The sequence below is a fragment of the Pseudomonas sp. LBUM1649 genome, from assembly GCF_059716155.1.
Genome location: NZ_CP166807.1, coordinates 2,411,660 through 2,428,989, shown reverse-complemented (window position 1 = coordinate 2,428,989; position 17,330 = coordinate 2,411,660). Strand labels below are relative to the sequence as shown.

15 protein-coding genes and 1 pseudogene are annotated in these 17,330 nt (G+C 56.1%); 11 read left to right on the top strand and 5 right to left on the bottom strand.

Annotation, left to right across the window (positions count from 1 at the left end):
* Positions 1-14: 14 nt before the first annotated feature.
* A complete protein-coding gene (locus ACA058_RS11370) occupies positions 15-539 on the top strand; it encodes a GNAT family N-acetyltransferase (protein WP_497639155.1) in 525 nt (174 codons plus the stop codon).
* Positions 536-1,228, top strand: coding sequence for a glutathione S-transferase family protein (locus ACA058_RS11365; RefSeq protein ID WP_497639154.1), 693 nt, complete (start codon positions 536-538; stop codon positions 1,226-1,228). Before ACA058_RS11370 ends, ACA058_RS11365 begins: the two co-directional genes overlap by 4 nt.
* Before the next feature lie 58 nt (positions 1,229-1,286).
* On the opposite strand, the gene cysE is transcribed toward ACA058_RS11365, so the two are convergent.
* The 3 genes from cysE to ACA058_RS11350 all read right to left on the bottom strand — a co-directional run bounded on the left by cysE (position 1,287) and on the right by ACA058_RS11350 (position 4,097).
* Positions 1,287-2,114, bottom strand: coding sequence for a serine O-acetyltransferase (cysE, locus tag ACA058_RS11360; protein ID WP_497639153.1), 828 nt, complete (start codon positions 2,112-2,114; stop codon positions 1,287-1,289).
* Positions 2,098-3,312, bottom strand: a complete 1,215-nt coding sequence (locus ACA058_RS11355; protein WP_497639152.1) for an amidohydrolase — start codon at positions 3,310-3,312, stop codon at positions 2,098-2,100. Before ACA058_RS11355 ends, cysE begins: the two co-directional genes overlap by 17 nt.
* Before the next feature lie 86 nt (positions 3,313-3,398).
* A complete protein-coding gene (locus ACA058_RS11350) occupies positions 3,399-4,097 on the bottom strand; it encodes an ArsR/SmtB family transcription factor (RefSeq protein ID WP_497639151.1) in 699 nt (232 codons plus the stop codon).
* Between the two features lie 70 nt (positions 4,098-4,167).
* On the opposite strand from ACA058_RS11350, the gene ACA058_RS11345 reads away from it, so the two are divergent.
* The 9 genes and pseudogenes from ACA058_RS11345 to ACA058_RS11305 all read left to right on the top strand — a co-directional run bounded on the left by ACA058_RS11345 (position 4,168) and on the right by ACA058_RS11305 (position 15,878).
* A complete protein-coding gene (locus ACA058_RS11345; protein ID WP_497639150.1) occupies positions 4,168-5,418 on the top strand; it encodes an MFS transporter in 1,251 nt (416 codons plus the stop codon).
* A gap of 152 nt (positions 5,419-5,570) precedes the next feature.
* Entirely contained in the window at positions 5,571-5,960 is a 390-nt protein-coding gene (locus ACA058_RS11340) for a cupin domain-containing protein (RefSeq protein ID WP_497639149.1), read from the top strand.
* Entirely contained in the window at positions 5,953-7,461 is a 1,509-nt protein-coding gene (locus ACA058_RS11335; RefSeq protein WP_497639148.1) for a methionine--tRNA ligase, read from the top strand. The genes ACA058_RS11340 and ACA058_RS11335 overlap by 8 nt, the downstream gene beginning before the upstream one ends.
* A gap of 10 nt (positions 7,462-7,471) precedes the next feature.
* Positions 7,472-8,488 carry an NAD(P)/FAD-dependent oxidoreductase gene (locus ACA058_RS11330; RefSeq protein ID WP_497639147.1) on the top strand — a complete coding sequence of 339 codons (1,017 nt, stop codon included), beginning with the start codon at positions 7,472-7,474 and terminating at the stop codon, positions 8,486-8,488.
* 46 nt (positions 8,489-8,534) lie between these two features.
* On the top strand, positions 8,535-9,437 hold the full coding sequence (locus tag ACA058_RS11325) for an ABC transporter substrate-binding protein (protein ID WP_497639146.1): 903 nt from the start codon (positions 8,535-8,537) through the stop codon (positions 9,435-9,437).
* 14 nt (positions 9,438-9,451) lie between these two features.
* A complete protein-coding gene (locus tag ACA058_RS11320; RefSeq protein ID WP_497639145.1) occupies positions 9,452-10,711 on the top strand; it encodes a SidA/IucD/PvdA family monooxygenase in 1,260 nt (419 codons plus the stop codon).
* 18 nt (positions 10,712-10,729) lie between these two features.
* Positions 10,730-12,749, top strand: a pseudogene (sbnA, locus tag ACA058_RS11315) (2,3-diaminopropionate biosynthesis protein SbnA).
* A gap of 3 nt (positions 12,750-12,752) precedes the next feature.
* Positions 12,753-14,549, top strand: coding sequence for an FAD/NAD(P)-binding protein (locus tag ACA058_RS11310; RefSeq protein ID WP_497639144.1), 1,797 nt, complete (start codon positions 12,753-12,755; stop codon positions 14,547-14,549).
* A 387-nt stretch (positions 14,550-14,936) separates the two neighbouring features.
* A complete protein-coding gene (locus tag ACA058_RS11305) occupies positions 14,937-15,878 on the top strand; it encodes a LysR substrate-binding domain-containing protein (RefSeq protein ID WP_497639143.1) in 942 nt (313 codons plus the stop codon).
* Positions 15,879-16,302: 424 nt separating this feature from the next.
* Here ACA058_RS11305 and ACA058_RS11300 read toward each other — a convergent pair whose 3' ends face one another.
* On the bottom strand, positions 16,303-16,839 hold the full coding sequence (locus tag ACA058_RS11300) for a P-loop NTPase family protein (protein WP_497639142.1): 537 nt from the start codon (positions 16,837-16,839) through the stop codon (positions 16,303-16,305).
* A gap of 49 nt (positions 16,840-16,888) precedes the next feature.
* Positions 16,889-17,236, bottom strand: coding sequence for an ASCH domain-containing protein (locus tag ACA058_RS11295; RefSeq protein ID WP_497639917.1), 348 nt, complete (start codon positions 17,234-17,236; stop codon positions 16,889-16,891).
* Positions 17,237-17,330: the final 94 nt, after the last annotated feature.

The following is a 17,330-nucleotide window of genomic DNA, read 5'->3' as shown; positions in this document are numbered from 1 at the left end:
ACCGAGGAACAATCATGAACATCACCCTTAGAACCTTTCAAACCGCCGATTTCGATACGGTCATTTCCTGGATCGATGGGCCGCAGACTTTGTCCCTCTGGGCGGGAGCGACCTTTTCCTATCCATTGGACAAAGAGCAGCTTCAGCGCTATCTAGACAAGGCCTGCGAGCGTTATCCGTGGCGTCGCCTGTACGCGGTGGTCGACCAGGATGACGAGAAGTTGATCGGCCACATCGAGTTTTCAGATATATGGCCCCATCTGTCCCTGCGTTTCGCGCGGATCCTGATTGGTGACCCTGAGTCTCGTGGCAAGGGCTACGGCCAGGCTACCCTGACCCAGGCCTTGAAACTGGCCTATGCCCAATTCAACGTGGCCCGGGTCGACCTGGGTGTCAAAAAGGAAAACCTGTTGGCGATCAGCTGCTACCGCAAAGCCGGATTCAAGGACATCGGACTGTGGCCCGAAGCAATTGAAACGCCGATTGGCTGGATCGATGTGCACTGGATGACCCATACCCGCGAGGAGCAACAGCTATGAGCCAGATCACCCTTTACGGCCATCCGGAGTCTGGGCACAGCTACAAGGTCAAGTTGATGCTGGACGTGGCCAAAGTGGAGTACGCCTATCATCAGGTGGATATTCTCGTTGACCGCGCTGCTCGGCCCGAGCCTTTCAGGTCGCTGAGCCTGGCGCGTTTTGGCGAAGTGCCGTTGGTGACCATTGGCCAGGCACACTACGTCCAATCCAACGCCATCCTGACCGAGCTCGCCGACATCCTTGGGTTGTTTGGAGGCAGCGGACGTCGAGGCACGGTCTCGTGCAAGGAGTGGTTGATGTGGGAGGCCAACAAGATCGGCTTGTCGCTGCCCCATCTGCGCCTGGCTCGCAACTACTTCCCCGATGACTACCCAGAGGGTGCTGTTCAGTGGCTGGCCAGTCGCTTTCAGGAAGACGTTGGCAGGCTCGACAAGGAACTGTGTGATGGACGTCGCTACATCCTCGGGGACGAGCTGTCGATCGCCGACTTCTCCCTGGTCGGTTACCTTTTCTGGAGCAATCAGGCCTGGGTGCAACTGCCCGAAACGGTCGTTACGTGGCTGGGGCGCATCGCCCGCCTGGATGGTTGGCAGAGCCCCTATGCGTGTCTGTCACAAAAGCCAGGCTATGAAACCTTTGGCCTGATCAAGGAAGAGTTCGACCCGAGCCCCCACCATATCGTCGCCTGAAATCCTGGAATAATCCCGCCAGCGAGAAGACCTTCTTCTCGCCTTTTTACCGTAAACACTAATTGATGGATTGATCCATTTCCTGGGCGGGCCGCTCGTGCCTTGGCTGGTCTACCCCGCAGGCCGGGATGCCGACCACTGTGGTCCTGGGAGGCACGGCCTTGAGCACCACACTGTTGGCCCCCACCTTGGAACCCGCGCCAATCTCGATATTACCGAGGATTTTCGCCCCGGCCCCGATCATCACGCCGGTCCTGACCTTGGGATGGCGATCACCACTGTCCTTGCCGGTGCCCCCCAGAGTGACCCCCTGCAAAATGGACACATGATCCTCGATCACCGCTGTTTCGCCGATGACGATGCCGGTGCCATGGTCCAGCAGCACCCCACGCCCAATTCGGCACGCTGGGTTGATATCTATGCCTAACACCACATTGCATCGAGCCTGCAGGTATAAGGCTTCCAGTCGACGTCCCTGTTGCAGTAATACATGGCCAAAGCGATAGACCTGCAACGCGGCAAAACCCTTGGCAAACAAAAATACTTCAAGCTCGCTCTGAAACGCCGGGTCGCGCTGAACTACGGCTTCCAGGTCAGCAGCGATACTGCAAAGGATGTCCTGTCGGCCACTGAGCTCGTGGAGCGCCTCATGCATCAACCGGCGCTCAGCGGTGTCATGGGGCGTCAACAGGTCCGCAATACGAGTGGCCATGCCCGAGCCGAGATCCGCGCACTCGAGCACAGGGACACTGACCATGTAGGCAAGGTTTGGGTGCCGCTCAAGGGCAGCGACTGCTTGTACGTTCAGTGCATGCCACAGCAGCACCACGCTACCGATAACTTCGGCCGTGTGTTGCAGTGGTGCATCATCATTGCTCAGAAACATTGGCATGATCTCCCAGGTCGACGGCCGCACTCATGGCCCCGAAACACGTGCGCACGAATGAGGCGAACCAGGCCGCCCCCGAATACAGGATTGCGTCGTTGAAGTCGTAGCGGGGTGAATGCAGCGACGGTTCATCTGCATGGCGGGCAGCCCCCAAAAGCGCGAAGACACTGGGTATACGCTCGCTGAAAAAAGCGAAATCCTCAGCGGCCATGGTGGCCTGCGCCTGGCCTTGCACCTGCTGTTCGCCGAACACCTGCCGGGCCGCCTCCAACGCCAGGTCGACCATGAACGCACTGTTGATCAGCGGTGGGTAGCTGCGGCGAAAATCCACCATCGCCTGACAGCCAAAGGCCTGGCCGATACCGCTGCTCATCCGCTCGATAGCTCCGACCATTCGTGCGACCGTAAGGCTATCAAAGGAGCGCACCGTGCCGCGGATAATCACTACTTGGGGAATGACGTTAAAGCCATTGCCCGCCTGGACCTCGGTCACCGTCAACACGGCGCCTTCGAGCGCATTCACTTCGCTTGCCACCACCGATTGCAACCCCAGGCACAAGTGGGCGGCCGCGATGATCGGGTTGGTCGCGGCATGGGGTTGCGCGGCGTGACCGCCACGGCCCTCAAGGCGAATCTCGAACTTGTTGCTTGAGGCCATCAAGGCCCCGGGGCGGGTGGCAAAACTACCGACGGGCAACAAGGGCCAATTATGCAGGCCGGCGATTGCCTGGATAGGAAAGCGTTCAAGCAGGCCATCGTCGAGCATGGCTTTAGCGCCGGCCTGCCCCTCCTCGGCCGGCTGAAAGATCAGGCACACGGTACCGTTGAAATCGATGTAGCGAATGATCAACTCGGCGGCGCCCAACAGCATCGCTATATGGCCATCATGACCGCAGGCATGCATGCAACCTGGGTGCCGTGAAACGTGGTCAAAAGTGTTTTGTTCAGCAATAGGCAAGGCATCCATGTCGGCACGAATGGCAATGTAGGGGCCAGCCGTGCCTTTGGTGATAACGCCAACGACGCCAGTCTTTGCCATCCCGCGAATATACGGAATACCCAATGCGTCCAACTCTCCACAGACCGTGTCACTGGTTCGCGTTTCCTGAAAAGCCAGCTCAGGAATGCTGTGCAAGTTCTTTCGAAGCTTTGCCAGCCGAGTCACAAAGCGTTGCTGTTGCTTCTGAGTCATCATGATGTCGTCCTCCGACGGTTATCATGACTGCAGCTGCCCTAATGAAAATCGATTTGCGTTAAACGCAGGCGTGAAAAAAACTTAACTCAGTCAGCCCCGAGCTGGATATCAAACACGCTCGCCAGGCGCTTGCGACCTTTGGCGGTTACGGTCAATGCGCGAGAGTCCAAGGCCCGCTCGACCCACTTGTCCCGCACCATATGCCCCAGCAGCACCACGCCGAGGGTCCCACCTACGTGGGCGCAACGCTGGCTCCAGTCCAGGCAGGGAAAAGCAAAGCGGCGCCGCGCCTGAGTGTTCGAGTTGAGGTCAATGCCAATTCGGGTCAAATGCTCTATACCCTTGGGCGTCAACTCATAGTCACCCTGCTGTTGGCACATCCACTCGCCCGCCAGCAAGGCATCGTGCAACATGACCCCCAGCTCCCCGGCCAAATGGTCGTAACAGGTGCGGGCATGGCGCAGATGGCAAGGCGTGGAAGGCTCGAACGCCGGCATCTCAAATGAGGCGATGGACAACAGTCCCTCCAATGCCTTGGCAACATCCCCGTTTGCCAGTTGGAAGTAGCGATGCTTCCCTTGGGAAACCAAAGTCACCAGCCCTTGTTTCAGCAGTTTTTGAAAATGACTGGACGCGGTGGAAGGACTTTTCTGCGCTACCACCGCCAGCTCGGTGGCCGTCCGCGCCCGTCCATCCAGCAAACAGCACAGCATGCGCGCTCTGGCGGGGTCGGCAATGGCCGAGGCGACATTGGCCAGGCGCAGTTCGGACTGTTCAACATCCATTGTTCGACGCTCCTCGAAGTGAAAGGTACACCAGGAGGATAACCTATGAGCCAACATGGAGGAGTTGGCGATGAAGAACACTCGTTTTTTTGGACAGACCGTACTGGCGTGTACGTTCATACTGGCAATTGTCGGCTGGGGAGTAGGCTTCTACGGGCCTCCCATCTACCTACAGGCGGTCATGGAGCGCACCGGCTGGCCCATCGCCCAGGTGTCGGCGGCCGTGACCCTGCACTTTCTTAGCGGCACGCTGGTCATTGCCAACCTGCCCCGAATTTATGAGCGTTTTGGAGTGCCTGCCATCACCTTGCTGGGCAGCATCGTGTTGGGGATCGGGGTGAATATCTGGGCTCAGACCAACCAATTATGGGTGCTGTATGCCGGCGCCATCTGCTCGGGCATCGGCTGGGTCACACTGGGTGCCGCCGCCGTCAATACCTTGATCGCTCCCTGGTACGTCAAGGAACGGCCCAAGGCCTTGGGCAAGGCATACAACGGTGCGAGCATGGGTGGAGTAATCTTCTCGCCATTATGGGTGTTTTTGATTGAGCGCTTTGGCTTTGCCACGGCAGCACTGGTGATCACCGTCGCGGCGGTGGTGCTGATGGGCAGCTTCGCCTTTCTGGTATTCAACAAAAGCCCGCAAAGCCTGGGACAGCACCCCGACAACGCGGAGCTGCCGGAACCCATCGCGCCCCACGCCAGCGTCGCTCCCTGGACTGCCACACAGATCCTCAAGTCAGCGAAATTCCGCACCCTGGCCGCCGGTATGTCGCTGGGGCTATTCGCGCAGATTGGATTGATCGCGCATCTGTATTCGATACTGGTGGGACGCATGGGCACTCATGACGCTTCATTCGCCATGGGCCTGGCCACCGCCAGCGCCATGGGCGGTCGTTATGTCGCCGCGCGCTTGATGACCCAGGGCGCTGACCGCCGTCAATTGGCTTGCCTCGGCTATGCCGTCCAGATGCTGGGGACCCTGATGTTCCTTGGCCTGGACAGTCACCCGGCCGTGGCCTGGGTGGCGGTGGTGCTGATCGGCTCGGGTATCGGCAACGCCACCTCGCTGCCACCGCTGATCGCACAAACCGAGTTCAGCCGCGAACAAACCGCCAAGGTGATCGCGTTAATGGTGGCGATCAGTCAAACCATCTATGCCTTTGCCCCGGCGTCCTTCGGCCTGATCCGCTCAGTCTTTTCCAACGCGGGCGAGGCAATTACTGCCATCGTGGTGGCCGCCGTGATTGTACAAATGCTGGCGATACTGTCGTTCTACCTGGGTTCGACCGCGCGCCCATTCGGCAAAACCGTTTATTGACCCCTCCACCGACCAGGCAGTTGCGCTGCTTGGTCGCCTGCGCCCTGCCCTGGATTTAGTCCTCCTTAATCCAGAATTGAATAATTGTGCGTTGTCAATCAACCCGCCCGAAAACACCATCGAGTGAACTTCTCCACTCGCAGGGTGAGCCCATGGGTTTTGAAATTTTCAGGAAAATGGATTGGTCCGCACTGGTGCATGAATACGACCTGGACGGAAAACGCCTGCTGCCTTGGGATGGCTACCCCATGCCGTTTGCCGCTGGCTGGTGTGTGGTCAGACCCAACACCCGCAGCGAGCCCCATGTGCAAGTCGACCAGGAAATCTTTATTGCCCTGAAGGGTCAGGGTCGGCTGGTAATCGGCGATGTGCAGTACCTGTTTGAAGCCGGCGATATCGCCGCCATCCCGAAGTACACCAATCACTACGTGATCAACGACAGCGACGAAGACTTCCATTTCTACGTGGTCTGGTGGGACAAAATCATCGCGGGTGACTACCTGAAAGCCGATATCGCTCACCTGGAGATCGAGAATGTCTAAATTCATTATCACCATCACACCGCCGACGCCCAATGGCGACTTGCACATCGGCCACCTGGCCGGGCCATTCTTGAGCGCTGATATTTTCACCAGGACCCAGCGGCAAAAAGGCCATGACTGTGTGCTTGTTTCCTACTCCGATGACTATCAGTCCTACATGCTGCGCCGGGGCATGGAGCAGGGCCGCGAGCCTACCCTGATCGGTGAAGAAAACACCCGCAAGATCAAGATCAGCCTGCAAATGGCCGGTATCGAGATTGACCACTGGATGACCTCGCTGGACAACACGTATTTTCGCGATGCGGTGCTGGAGCTCTATCACCACGGTGTCAACAGTCGCAACATCTACCAGAAAAATGTCCTGGCGCCCTATTGTCGCGCGTGCAATGTGTGGGGTTACGAGGCATTTGGTCGTGGCCAGTGCAGCAGTTGCGGCCAGGATTCAGACGCCAGCCAGTGCGAAGAATGTGCCTGCGCGCCGAACTACCTCTTCATGAAAAACTTCAAGTGCAAGCTCTGCGGTGGCGAGCATGAGTGGGTAGAGAAAGAACACGCCTACCTGAACATCAGCAAGAATGTGCGAAAACTACGCAGCTGGCTCAGCGACAGCGCCGTGCGCCTTAACTCCCAGGCCTTCGTCGAACGGGAATTGGCGCCCACGCCCCAGGACTGGCAAATCACCCGTCATGGCGATGCCGGCCTGGATATCGACCAGCCCAACCTGGGTAAGGCCCACACCTGGTTCATGGGCATTGCCGGGTACATCGCGGCGACTCGAGAACATTTCACCGTCAACGAGCAGACGCCCCAACTGTTCGATGCCTTTTGGCGTGCAGATGACACGACCTTGGTCAACTTCCTCGGATATGACTGCCTCTACAGCCATGGAATTGCCTACCCCATCCTCCTCGACGGTGGCCCCTACGGTAAAGAAACCCAATACCTGTACACCAACATGTTCTTGAAACTCAACGGACTGAACCTTTCTACCAGCCGAAACCACGCCATCTGGATTCACGACCTGATCAGCGATTACGACACCGACTCAGTCAGGCTCTACATGGCCCTGATGGCCCCAGAAGAGCAAGAGAGTGACTTTGTTGAAACCCAGTTCGTGACATGGCACCAGAATTTCTACCAAGAAAAACTCGAAGCCCTGACAGTCGCAGCCGCACACGAATCCCCTGCGTTCTGGCTGGACGGCATGCAACGCAGTGAACACAAGCTGCTATGCGAGGTGTACAACCGCTGGTCTGCGGTGACCAGTGCTCACAGTTTCTCCAGTTGCAAGCTGGCCTTGTTGGCGGTTGAGCTCTACGAGCTGGCCTATTTGCGGCTGCAAGCGAAGAAGCCGCTGTATTACCTGGTGGCTTTGGCGTCATGCATTAGCGCGCCGATCACGCCGACCTTATCCAGGCAAATGCAGAAGCGCTGCGGGTTCCACGAGGCGCTGATCCTGGACAACCTGATCAACGCCAACTTCCTCGATTACTCCATCTAGGGAGCGAGCCATGAGCAACGATTTCGAAGTGGCCGTCATTGGCGGCGGGATCATCGGGCTGACCCTCGCTGCGCTGTTGGCAGAGCGCGGTGTTGATACTCTGCTGGTGGAGCAGAACCGCTGCGGCTATGGCGGTGCGACCGCCCACACTGGTGGAATATGCCGCACCTTTGAGCCGAACTCGCAGCTGGCGAAATTAGCCGCCGTAGTGGGCTTAAAATCCGGCGAAACCGAAGTTGAGTCGATCTTGCGCGCACATGAGCGGGTAACCGGCGCACTTTACCGACTGCCCCTTGGGTATTCGCCGGACAGCAACGCCAGGGTCCAAGCCATCTCGGTCCAGGCGGCTGCAGCGTTGGCCGCCCAGCCGGTGGCTGACGATGGTGTTTACTACCATGAGCCCGGTGCCGCGGTCAGCGACGTGCACGCGACCATGAGCGCACTGCGTACTGCACTGCGCAAAAACGGCCGCCTAATTGAACGCTGTACGGTCCAGCGCCTGGAAGAACACGCCACCCATGTCGAGATCCACAGCCTTGAAACCGTCTACCGTGCGCGGTGTGTCGTCAATGCCGCAGGCGCCGACAGCCAGGCGCTCAGTCCCGTCGACGGGGCCCAGGTTCGCACTATCCCCTACTTCAAATTCCGGGGTTCGTCGGTACCCGCTTTGCCTTGCATCGATTATGTCGGCAGCACCTACGTCCTGCCGCTGTCCGACAACCTCGTGCAGAGCAGCACAGCGATCAGGCCCAGCATAGCGCAAATAGAGGAAGACTCCAGGCACTTGCGCCTCATGGTCGAGGACTGCAAGCAGCGACTACGAGGCCTGCTGGGCGATGTCGATGACTACTCACTGCTCTCGATTGACCTGGCCACCGACCTGTACACCCCTGACGGTCTGCCCAGGCTGGGCCCACAACGGGCCAGTTCAAGACTGTGGCTGGCGACTGGCCTCAATGGTGTTGGCTACAAGTACGCCTATCCGATCGCCAGGCGTATCTACGACCAGATAGCCCGGCAACGCTGATCACCTCTTGCAGCACCTTTGAACCCACGTCCTCGGAGGGACGACCATGCCCTTTTGCATCGGTATTTCGGCAATTTTCGAAAGCACCAGAACTGTGCATGCCCGCACGTTCCTGGCGGCCGTCAACCATTTCCTCAACACCCATGACACCCAGGGGCTGACGTTCATTTTTGAAGACGACGATGCCAGCTACGAGGGAGGCCGCCATGCGGCACAGCGTTTGATCACCAAGGGAGCAGACATAGTGGTCGGACATTTTTCGTCCGACGCCGCGGCGGGCGCCTTGCCGGAGTATCAGCGCATGGGCATTCCGGTGCTGTTGCCAGCGGCGACCAAACAGCAATTGGTCGGAAGCACGGTCCACGCCTTTCGCCTATGCCCTTGCGACAACGGCTTGATGATGCTGCTGGCCAGGCATTTACTCGAGGTTTACTCAGGAGCCAGCGTGCAGATTACCCATGATTCAACCGAACATGGTGAATCCTTGGCCCGCGCCCTGACATCGATTCTGGCCCACTCCAGCCTGGGTATTTGCCCATCCCTTAAACAAGCCGCAGCAGTGGTCTACTGCGGGCGCTTGAACAACAGCATCCGTTACGTCAACGCCCTCTTCAAGCAGCGCTGTGATGTGCCGATTTACCTCACCGACGATGCGCTCTCCAGCTGGTTTATCCAGAACACGCCGTCGTCAGACAGCCTGCGCATCGTCGGCCTGTCGACGGGCAATCGCACGCAGTCAGCTTACGAAACCTACTACCTGGAAAGCCTTGCTGCCCTTCAAATCGCCAAGGCTCTGAGCCGTGGCGGTGAAATGCTCGCTGCCCTGCACACTTCCACCTTCAACACCGTCATGGGTGACGTGCAGTTCAGCGACGGCGAGAACCGATTCGCCCGAGCAGCGCTTTGGAAAATCCACAACCAACGTTTCATCTCCTCCACTTCTGCTTAAACACAGGTGCCCCCATGCAAGTAACGCCCGACTATTACGAAATGATCAATATCGGTTTTGGCCCCGCCGGCATTGCCTTAGCGTGTGCACTCGAAGAAAACGCCCAGGGACCTCTGAAAACCAGGCAATGCCTGTTTCTGGAAAAGAACGCCAGCTGCGCCTGGCACCCTGAGTTTCTACTGGACGGCACCGACATCAATCACCACGTACTGCGTGACTTGGTGACGCCGCGCAATCCCCAGAGCCGGCACTCGTTCGCCATGTACCTCAAGGAACATAACAGGCTCTATCAATTCGGCCTGTTAAATCGCCCTGCCAGTCGTAATGAGTGGTCCGATTATGTGGCCTGGGTTGGCAAGGCGTTTGCGCCTTACGTGCACTATGGGGAGGAGGTCGAAGAGATCCGACCGGTCATGGAAAACGGCGAAATTAGGCAACTGTTGGTGGTGACCTCCAAGGGGCATTACCTGACACGCAATCTGGTGCTATCTACCGGCAGCACACCCAATATGCCACGGCAGTTTGCCAGCCTGGACAGCACCCGAGTGATTCATACCTCGCGCTATCTGAGCAGTATCGACACCCTCGATCGCCAGGCCAACTGGTCCTTCGCAGTGATCGGTTCAGGGCAGAGCGCCGGGGAATCCATCATCGACCTGTTGAATCGTTTTCCCAACGCCCAAGTCACTTCAATCCACCGCAGCAGCGGTTTCAAGATTGCGCAACTGGGGCAGTTTCCCAACCAGGCGTTCCATCCAGACCGCGTGGCCTATTTCCATAAACTGGGCCAGGCCGAGAAAGCGAAGATTCTGGAGGAGGTCAAGTCCACCAATTATTCCGGCATCGATGTCGACGAAAGCCAGGCCCTGTATTCGCTGTTTTATGAGGGCCTGGTCAGCAACAAGTCAAAACTGGCACTCAAGATCTTCACTCACATCAAATCGGCCTCGCAAACCTCCACCCACGTAATCCTGCAAACATGCGACCCCTACAGTCAGGAACGCAGTAGTGTCAGCGCCGACTATGTGATCCTGGGCACAGGCTACATGCAGGACTACATCCCTTCTGTGCTCTCGCAACTGCAACCCTGGCTGACCCTGGGCACCGACAACGGCGTGCAGGTGGAACGCAATTATAAGCTGACCACCGACCCGCTGTTCAAACCCGCGATCTTCGTCAACGGCCTTTCCGAACGCTCCCATGGCATCGGAGAGGGGCAGTCGTTTTCCTTGCTGGCCATGCGCTCCAGTGTCCTGACCCACTCATTGTTTTGAACGCCCATAGATATCGACATGTATAACGCCTCTTCCGATATCGTGTTTGACGACGTATTCCTTACCATCAAGGGTCTGGGCATCCGTTGCGCGCTCAAACTGGACTACTTCAACGCCGCCGGCTCGATCAAAATGAAAACGGCCCTGGGCCTGGTCCTGAGCCTGGAACAGCAGGGCCTGATCAATGAGAACACCACATTGATCGAATCCTCGTCCGGCAACCTGGGGGTTGCCTTGAGCATGATTTGCGCCGAACGCAAGTACCGGTTTACGTGCGTCTGCGACCCGAGTATCTCCCAGTCGAACTTGAAGCTGATGGTGGCCCTGGGTACGCAAATCGTTCAGGTAGACACCAAGGATTCCAACGGTGGTTTCCTGGGAACCCGGATCGCCTACGTCCAGCAATCAATCGCCGCCGACCCGAACTGTCTGTGGCTGAACCAGTATTCCAATCCGGCCAATCCGCAAGCCCATGCCCGCACCACTGCCACGTCGATCTTCAATAGCTTTACCCGGGTCAACTACCTCTTCGTGGGCGCCGGTACCACCGGAACCTTGATGGGGTGTATCGACTTCTTCAAAAAACACAGCCCCTATACCAAGATCATCGCGGTAGATAGCCTGGGCTCGGTGACGTTTGGCGGACCCGCAGGGAGGAGGCATATCCCGGGCCTGGGCTCCAGCCAGATGCCGCCACTGTTTCGCTCCGACCACCTTTACGCCCTGGAAGTGGTCAAAGAGGCTGACACCATCCAGATGTGCCGCTACATGGCCAGGCAGAACGGCTTGTTGTTCGGCGGTTCCACTGGCACCGTCCTAGCCGGGGTGATGGCCTGGAAAGATCGCATTCATCCCGACGCCACCGTCGTCGCCATATCCCCCGATGCCGGCGAGCGCTACCTGGACACCATCTACAACGACGACTGGGTGCGCGCGCGATTCCCGGACTATGACTTCACGCTCACCTGTCCCAATACCGTGACCCGAGACAAGGAACGCTCCCATGCCTAGCGCCAGCAACTTGAAAAGCCGTGGTTTTCACATCGTCCGGGGCGGCACCATCCGAGACATCTTCAATCAGTTTCCGACCTTGGCCCTGGACCTCGTCCGGCACACTTACCTGCAGCATCACCACGGCCGCACCGAAAACCCGAACAGCTACTTCCTGCGGTTCCAGGACCGCCCTGAAGACCGCATTATCGCCTTACCCGCCGCCACCCTCGATGGACCGGACAAGGTCGCCGGACTCAAGTGGATCGCAAGCTTCCCGGGCAATACCCGACACAATCTGCAGCGAGCTTCGGCCACCTTGCTACTCAATGATCTGGAGACGGGCTATCCCTTTGCCCTCCTGGAAGCATCGATCATCAGTACCGTTCGCACGGCAGCCTCTGCAGTACTGGCGACCTTTTACCTGCTGGGGCAGCGTACTGAAATTCCACGGTTGTCATTTGTCGGCGCCGGGGTCATTTCACGAACCATCCTTGAACAATTCAGCAGCTACAAGTGGTCTATCGGCGAGGTCTTGATCCACGACACCGACCCGGGCTCCGCCGCAGCCTTCAAGCACCATGCCCAAACGCTAGGGCTCGACTGTATCTGGGTGAAACACCTCGAGCATGCCTTGGAAGCCAACGTGGTGGTGCTGGCCACTAATGCCTCCCAACCCTATATCGATGAGCAGTACTCAATAAAGGCCGGCACCGTGCTGCTCAATGTGTCCCTGCGCGACCTGGCGCCCAGCCATATCCTCGAATCCTTCAATATGACCGACGACACAGAACACTGTCTCAAGGCCAACACCTCGTTGCATGTGACTGAACAACAGGTGGGCCATCGAGACTTCATCCATTGCACCCTGGCACAGCTGATGCTCGGAGAATGCACGCCCGATCTGCGCCGCCCGCTGATTTTTTCGCCGTTTGGCCTGGGTGTGCTTGACGTGGCGCTGGGTAAAAAAGTCCTGAACATCGCGCTTGCTCGGAACCAGACCGTGCCCGTCGATGACTTCTTCGAATCCACCGCCCGTTGGAGTTGAGCCATGCGTATAGCACTTATTGGAATGGGCGCCACAGGCTTGCTGGCACTGGCCAAAACCTTTTCCATGGCCAAGCGTCAGCCGCAGATGTCGGTAACCGTACATGCCTTCGATGCCCAAGCTGCGGGCCAGGGCGTTCATCGCGTCGACCAAGAGAATTACCTTCGCCTCAATACGGTGGCGGGACAACTTTCGATGTTTGAGGACAATGACTTCTCACTGTTCTCCAGGCACGCGTTTCGCCCCACGCTCTATGAATGGTTGGTCAGCGAGCATCCCGAGGCCATCAGGGGCGAGGAGGATCGCTTTGCCTTTTTGCCACGCAAATACCTGGGCTTGTACCTGCAGTGGTACTTCACCCAATTGTTGGAGCATATGCCCACCAACGTTAGGTTCGAATCCTCACGCTGCTTGATCCACACCATTGAGGAGGAGCCGGATGGGCGCTTTCGACTGCTCGCATCGCCGCCCGTGATCGGAGCCTACGACACCTTGCTGCTGTGTATCGGCCACGGAGTACTGCCCGGCAACGAGCCCGTCACTCCCAGCATCAAGCCCTACCCATTGCCCGCAACACTTGAAACCATCGCCAGCGGTTCAACGGTGGCCATTCAGGGCGTAGGGCTGACGGCCATGGACGTGGTGGCCGCCTTGACGACTGGCCGTGGTGGCACCTTTGAGCAAACCGTCAACGGGCTGAAGTACGTGCCTTCTGGCCAGGAACCGGTAATTCACCTGTACAGCAACTCCGGCATGCCTTATCGGACAAGGCCGGAAATCGACAATGCGGTGATTCGCCACCAGCCTCTTCTACTGACTCAAGCGACCATTGACCAGATTCGGCGCGAAGCGCGGGACCAAAAAATCGATTTTGAAAAACACCTGCTGCACCTACTACATCAGGAAATGAAAGCGGCCTACTACTGCGCCTGTGCAAGCCTACATGAAAACAGCGACTATACCTATCAAGTGCGATACCACAAGATCTGGGCTCAACAGCAACAGGCCCAGGCCGCCGGAAAACTGTCCGACCTCTTCAATCGCCTGGCCGAAGAATATGGTCCATACCATCCGCAGGAGGTTCTGCAATGCAACCCGCCCGATGACTTGACCGAAAGTACCTATCCACTGTGGTTTATCGCCCAACTACAAACCGATATCCATGACAGCACCAAAGGCTGCCGGCACAGCCCATTGAAGAAATCGCTGGAAATCTGGCGCGACCTGCGAAACGAGCTGTGTTGTGCCATCGATTACCAAGGGTTGGACAGCGATGCACATCAAGTTTTTTATACCCTCTACTGCCCGCTGATCAATAGAATGGTTGCTGGACCACAAAAAGAACGCCACGCAGAGTTGATTGCATTAATTCAAAGTGGAAGTGTCAATATCCTACCTGGCTATGACGCCACTGACAGTTATAATCCAACAACACAAAAACACACCCTAACACTTAATAAACCCGCACAAAAACGTTTTATATTCGAACACCTGATAAAAGCTAATGTCAGCGTGCAGCGCACTCAGCATGAGCTGCACTCCCTACTAAGTTCCATTACCGAACAGCCGGCTTCATTTTCGTCCCAGGCATACAGCGACTTTACTTCACACAATAATCCGGGCTTCGTACATTCGCATTTGCGAGAGCGAATCTACGTATTCGGCCCAGCACTGGAAGGCTCCAGTTACTACAATCACTATGTGCCCTCCACCAACCATTCACGCATCTCATCGTCGCTGGAAAAATGCCTGAACAACGCATTCATCTACTACAACCACTGGTTCAGTGAAACATTTTAGAAACACAAATCCTCACCCCACAACCTGACAAGCGCAAAATAATACTTATTTACAAACTTGCACAAGTACAATTTTGAGATCATGGTACACTATATAAAAACACTCACCCCATCACTTCAGATAAGCATTAGATTATCAAATTTTGCTATCGCCTTGCTGCGAATAAATCACAACAGAACGAAAAAAATTAACATCTACAAGGGAATACCAATACAACACTAAACCAATAATACTTAATCGTCCTTCCGGCCACTTCTGGCGAGCACTTTAATAAAGCCGTTTCATCCCCGCTCAATTGCGGCGGAAGCGGCTACCTTGATATAAATGCATTCATTGATTCATAGTTATGGGTCGCGCAGCGGTGAAACTACAACAAGGGACTAAACAATGAGCAGAGCAATGCCATTATTATCGCTCCATATATTTGTAGAGGTTTGCAAACATAACAGCATGAAAAAGACCGCCGATATACTATGCGTCACCCCAGGTGCTATCAGCCAGCAGATAAAAAGCCTCGAACACCGGATGTCCGTGAAACTGTTTGAGCGATCCCATCGAGAGATTAGCCTGACTAGCGCCGGCAAAAACCTGATGGACCAGTTGGCAGCCTCTTTCAAAAATATCGAGGAGGTATGGGAAGACTTCAAGTTGTTTCGAAGCAAGTCTGCCCGGCTATCGATCAATACCAGCGTATCCTTCGCCAGTTCCTGGCTGATTCCACGACTCGCTCGGTTTCAACAGCATTGGCCAGACTTCGAAATTAACCTGTCGACTTCCCACCATCCGGCAGACCTACGCCGAGACGGCATTGACATTGAGATCCGCCATAACCTGGGTGCTTACCCTGGCCATCACAGCGAAAGGCTGTGGACACTCAAAGTCCTGCCGATTGCGCACCCCGGTTTGGTGAAAAAGGATCGAAGGATCCAGACGCCTGCCGACTGCCTGAGTTACCCACTCCTTCAGGACGCCAGCCGCTCAAACTGGAAACTGTGGCTCAAGACGTACGGGGTGGAGGATAGGCGCTCGCGTCGCGGCTCCAGTTTTACCGATGACCATCTGTTGATCGACGCAGCCATCGCGGGCCAGGGCTTGGCGCTGGTCAGTGATGTATATGCGCTCCCCGCCATCGAGGCCGGATTGGTCGTACCGGTCCTTGAGGCCTCATCGCAAACCGAGGCGGCCTATTACTTGGTGAGCACTCAGGAACAAGCGGACGATTGGAAAATAACCATTTTCAGGAACTGGATAAAAGCGGAGGTCAGCCTGTTTTTCAAAACGACCGAACCCAGCACTTTTTCTCGGCAACCTGATATAACTTGCGAGTAATTATGCACTGCATGATCGATTCGTGGCGGGGTAAAAAAGGTTCTACACTGATTACCGAGAAAGACGCTCTTGATCTTTATGAAAAAGAATTCAATATTCCGATAACCGTACACCGTTGGCTTGATGACCTTTATTCAATTGTTTAGCCCTTTCAAATAACTGGTGTGCATAGCCAGCGCACATGGCTTACGATTATACACAAGTAAGTCTGTAGACTTCTGACAAACAGGATCAGAGCAGGCATTACGCTTTCGATGTGAAATGACGATATCAGCGGCAAAAATAATATGAGTCTTGCGAGACTACGATCACGATTTTACCCTTGCGGCCAACTCCCGCAGGAATTGCCCGTAGAAGAAACACACCTTGCGATGGACGCCCATAGCTGGACGGCTGACTCAATCGCTTGTTGATTTGTGGTAAGTCAAATCTCAATCGCTGCGAATACATCCGTCACCATGTCTGCGACCGCTATTTCTCCGTTTAATCTAAGGGTTGGTTTAGTCAGTTGCTTGAGCAGCTCATGCCTAGGCCTTCTACGACCTGCTCGGCTACCTGCTTCATAGCTTTCAGCCCATGCGAGAAATTTTTGTTGACTCTCATACATATCGCCGCTAAGCAAAATTCGCCGGCCAAACCGTTGTGATTCCCGCGACCTCAGGCGCTCCATTCGCAGTGCCGTTGGAGTGTCAATAAACACCACCAAGTCAGCGTTTTGAATCACCTCAGCCCCCCAGTCATCTAATGATCCGGACAATGACCAGGGGAAATCTGCTAGCGCTCGTTTCAACAGAACAAGTCTTTCTTCAGGCGGGCGTGATTTCTCAAAGGGAGGATCCGTCGGGTACCAATAATAGTCATCGACATCAAAATGAGGCACGTGAAGCCTGTCAGCCAATGCTGCTCCAAACGTGCTCACTCCTGCGCCCGAAGCTCCGCTGATGTAAATCCGTTTGCTCAACGCTTGATCTCCTGTCTTGCGAAAAAATCAGCTGGATCTCGCTTGATAATCAGCCTTCATCTGGAAACAGGAAGTCTACCTCGTAGATACCCCGCGCCGCGCGGACGGTCACGGGACGTGTGACCAGCCTCAAATCACTCAATTCCCATGTGAGCCAGCCGGCCTCAAAATAACTTGCACAGGCCGCTTGCATGTCAGCAAGGACAAACGGGCGAACAGCTTTAACGCGCACGATTGCGACGGCAATACCGTCATCGTCTTTATCACCATCGGTGTGGAGAAATCGCCCGTTTTCGACAATCAGGAGATCTTCGGAAGGATCCAGATCTGGATGCCAACGACGAATTTCGAGGGTTCTCTCCCCAGAAGCGATTCGACCGCCATTTGGCCGTACAATAGATAAAGCCTTGATGGTTCTCTCCTAAAAATCAGACATCTGGAAATAGTCGCGTCGACAGGATGTAGTGGTCTCAGGATATCGGCGCCGCGCA